Origin of the sequence: Pseudoalteromonas sp., from assembly GCF_041613455.1 — a bacterium.
Taxonomy (GTDB): Bacteria; Pseudomonadota; Gammaproteobacteria; order Enterobacterales; family Alteromonadaceae; genus Pseudoalteromonas.
Genome location: NZ_JBFJHD010000349.1, coordinates 1 through 1,668, shown reverse-complemented (window position 1 = coordinate 1,668; position 1,668 = coordinate 1). Strand labels below are relative to the sequence as shown.

Annotated in this window: 1 protein-coding gene and 1 pseudogene; one reads left to right on the top strand and one right to left on the bottom strand. The window is 44.6% G+C overall.

Annotation, left to right across the window (positions count from 1 at the left end; genetic code table 11):
- Positions 1 to 1,023 (bottom strand): adenine DNA methylase (locus tag ABYB02_RS16945; protein WP_372763530.1); only part of this gene is annotated, 1,023 nt, incomplete at its 3' end.
- Positions 1,024 to 1,189: 166 nt separating this feature from the next.
- Between ABYB02_RS16945 and ABYB02_RS16940 the strand changes: the two are divergent.
- Positions 1,190 to 1,668, top strand: a pseudogene (locus ABYB02_RS16940) (EamA family transporter); the annotation flags it as partial.

Below are 1,668 nucleotides of genomic sequence, written 5' to 3'. Positions count from 1 at the left end.
TGCCAGCGCCTCAAGGTGCACTAACGGGCTTAACGCTACCGGTTTCCCGCCCAATGTAATGCTATTAATACTGCGTACATAGGGGGTGTTTTGATACATCGGCATGGCTAAACTATAAAAACGCGCATCGCCGCTTGAGCGGTAAATGGGCAAGCGCAGTTTAAATTCGTGTTGTTTTGGGACCAGGCCTTGTTCAAACAGGACCACCACCTCGCCTTGTGCAGCATTAACCTTTGGCGCGTCACTAAAGCGCTGACTGAATTCAATAAACTCTTGTTCAAACCCTTGTTGTTTTGCCAAACGCAATACATCGTGTTGTAAATAAATGTTGTCGGGTTGAATTTCCAACGCTTTTTTATAATCAATATACGCATCATCAAACTGCTTACTGCTTTGATATAATAGCGCCGATAAATAAAAGGTGTACGCGTTTTGAAAACCATTTTTTACGCCGCGAGTCACCTTGTCCATACTCGGATAATGCTGTTGCGCCTCATTTGCGGCGGAGTCGAGCGCCGCTTGGTTTTCTTGCAGTGCATCTAGCTGCACTTTATTGGCGCGGCGCACTTCAACTAACGCGGCTTCAATATCATTGTTATATACATAGTTAAGCGCTTTATAGCTGTGCAGCATGCTCATTTCGTACGCAGGCGGTATATAGGTAATGGCCGAGTCATTGGTAAATAACGCATTACTTTGCTCCAGCCCAGCACCTAGCTGTACTTTTGCCGCTTCACGTTTGGCTTGCATCTGTTGATACACAGTTTCAAAGTGACTTTGTGCAATGTTAGGCGTGTTGGCTAAATCGGCCAAGCGGGCGTGCTCTAATTGGTTCAGCAAATAGCTACTGTGAAGCGCACTGTTAGTGGCTAGCAGCGACTGCGCTTGACTGATATTATTGTTTTCAACGGCCTGCCTGACGGGGGTGATGTGAGTCGCATAGTCATTAAACAGATCGTTCAAGCCTATGGTACTGCAACCACTGGTCATAAAAAGCACACCAAACATGAGACTGCGTCGCACAGAGCACTCCTATTAATTGATTCAATAAGATTAACATACACCGATAAAAAGAATATGTGAAACATTGTAAAAAAGCGTAGGATACCCTCCATGCGTGAACAAGGCGTTAAGCCTGACAATATTGCACGATAAATCTAAATTAATAATGGCCTGGTAGGGAGTTTTTTTGAAAACCACACTGTACACAGTTATTGCTTTAGTGGCTTTTGCTGCTAATTCGTTATTATGCAGAATGGCACTCGCGGGGGGCTATATTGATGCGTGGAACTTTACTGTTTTACGCTTACTCAGTGCAGCGGTGTGTTTAGCGGGTATAGTGCTTATTTACGATGCAAAAGTTAAACGCAATGCAGTCGATGTATCGCTGTATAGTAATGAAACAGGCAGTTGGCGCAGTGGGATAAGCTTACTCATTTACGCTTTGTGTTTTTCTGTTGCTTACCTAGAGCTAGACACGGGCAGTGGCGCACTGATTTTATTTTCAGCGGTACAATTAACCATGATAGGCTGGGGTATTTATAATAAAGAGCGGCTTAGCACCGTGCAATGGATAGCGTTTGTGGTTGCATTTGCGGGGTTTGTCTATTTAATCTTGCCTTCTGCGACAATGCCTTCGCTATTTGGTGCGGCATTGATGGCAATCAG